This is a genomic window from Streptomyces sp. SID13666, assembly GCF_010548325.1.
Lineage (GTDB): Bacteria > Actinomycetota > Actinomycetes > Streptomycetales > Streptomycetaceae > Actinacidiphila > Actinacidiphila fildesensis.
Genome location: NZ_JAAGLX010000107.1, coordinates 1 through 1,906 on the forward strand (window position 1 = coordinate 1; position 1,906 = coordinate 1,906).

Annotated in this window: 2 protein-coding genes and 1 pseudogene; 1 reads left to right on the top strand and 2 read right to left on the bottom strand. The window is 69.6% G+C overall.

All coding sequences use genetic code 11. The features are described 5' to 3' along the window. Together G3I60_RS43545 and G3I60_RS43550 are read right to left on the bottom strand one after the other, a co-directional pair. Window positions 1-621 (bottom strand): TerD family protein (locus tag G3I60_RS43545; RefSeq protein WP_164608537.1); only part of this gene is annotated, 621 nt, incomplete at its 3' end. A 70-nt stretch (window positions 622-691) separates the two neighbouring features. Then, entirely contained in the window at window positions 692-1,267 is a 576-nt protein-coding gene (locus G3I60_RS43550; RefSeq protein WP_138350952.1) for a M48 family metallopeptidase, read from the bottom strand. A 232-nt stretch (window positions 1,268-1,499) separates the two neighbouring features. Between G3I60_RS43550 and G3I60_RS43555 the strand changes: the two are divergent. Further along, window positions 1,500-1,906: pseudogene (locus G3I60_RS43555) on the top strand (ThiF family adenylyltransferase); the annotation flags it as partial.

Below are 1,906 nucleotides of genomic sequence, written 5' to 3' on the forward strand. Positions count from 1 at the left end.
CGCGTCGAACGAGGGGGCGAGCGCGGCACCGCCGGGCGGCGGTGCGAAGCCCGGGGCCCCGGCCTGCTGCGGAGGCGCGGCGGCCGGCGCCTCTTCGGCGACCTCGCCGCCGAAGTTGCGCAGCAGCGCGTCCAGTCCGCCGTCGAAGCCCTGGCCGACGGCGGCGAAGCGCCAGACGTCCTTGAGGTACACATCGGCGAGCATCACCGCGCGCTCGGTGCTGAACTCGGCGCCGGTGAAGCTGTAGCGCGCGACTTCCTCACCGCCGGCGACGATACGGATGTACCCGGGTCCGACCTGCGACATCTGGCCGTTGCCGTCGATGGTCGCGGTGAAGGAAAGCTTGCGGATCTTGGGGGGAATCCGGTCGAGCGTCACACGGAAGGACTCGCTGTCCCCCGCCTGCGCGCCGAGCTGCTGGATGGATTCCTCGGGCGACTTGGGCTGGTTGAAGAAGATGAAGTAACTGTCGTCGGACAGCTGCTCCTTCTCGTCGAGCCCGAAGCAGCTGATGTCGAACGACAGGCCGGGTCCGGCGATCTGCACACCGATGTACAGATCCGTCCCCGCCGTGAGATCACTGATCTTGGCCTTGTGGCCACGCTGGAATTCCCTGGCCATACGAACGACCGTCCCCCATCCCGTAAATGCATGTGCGTTGCGACAGGCTAGCCCCTGGCCCCGACAGCGGCTATTCCTCGCGGGCGGTGGGCAGCTCCGGCAGCCGGCCGGCCGCCACGACCCCCTCGAGATATCCGCGGGCCCGTTCGGTCCGCGGATACGACTCCAGCAGCTTCCAGAAGCTCGGGCCGTGGCCCGGTACCAGCAGATGCGCGAGTTCGTGCAGCAGAACGTAGTCGATGACGTACTCGGGCATGCCCTGCAGCCGGTGGGAGAGACGGATGCTGCCCTCGGAGGGGGTGCAGGACCCCCAGCGGGAGTTCTGGTTGGTGACCCAGCGGACGGTGTCCGGTTCCGCTCGGGCGTCCAGATACTGCTCGGAGAGCTGGGCGGCGCGGGTGAAGAGCTCGTCGTCGCCGAGCATCCGCTTGCTCTCCTGCGCCGCGAGTTTCTCGAGCATCACCGTCACCCAGCGTTGCTCCTCGGCGACCGACATCCGGGCCGGAATGAGGACGACGGTGCGGTCCCCCTCGCGGTAGGCCGAGACCGTCCGGCGCCTTCGGGCGCTGCGGCGCACTTCGACCTCACTCGTCCGGGAGGTGAGGGACTGCTGGCTGGAGAGGTCATGCGCGGGGTCGGCGGACACGCTCCGACGTTACCGGGTGGGGGTCCGCGAAGTCCCGTCCCCAGGCCGGTCGGCGAGGGAATCACCTCGCTTCGTGCGCATATTGAACGACTATCCCTCACAACCTGTGGATAACTTTTCGTCACCGTCGGCGCCCGCGTGCATTCTGTGACTGCCGCATTACAGCGATGCGGAAACTGGTGCGGATCTTGAATGGATTCGCGGTGATCCACCGGGGGTGGCCATGCGTCCCATGCTCAAAACCGCCATGCGGCGCAGTTGGCGCAACCGCGAGAGCATGCAGTTCGGAATTGATCCGGCGCACGCGGTCGTCCTGGACTCGGTCGACGGCGCGGCGGCGGGATTCCTGGATCTGCTGGACGGCACCCGCGGGGCGGCCCTGCTGACCCGGGACGCCGAAGCGCTGGGGCTGGGAGCGCAGCAGGTCCGGCAGTTGCTGGGGCTGCTCGCCGAGGGCGGTGTGCTGGACGATGCGGCGGCGCATGCCCGGCTGTCCGAGGCGGTCCGGCACCGGACGGCGGCGATCGACCGGCTGCGGCCCGACCTTGCCGCGCTGTCCGTCGTGCACGCGGGTCCCGGCGGCGCGGCCGGCCGGATGCGGGACCGGCGGGCGGCGCGGGTGCGGGTCCGCGGCGCGGG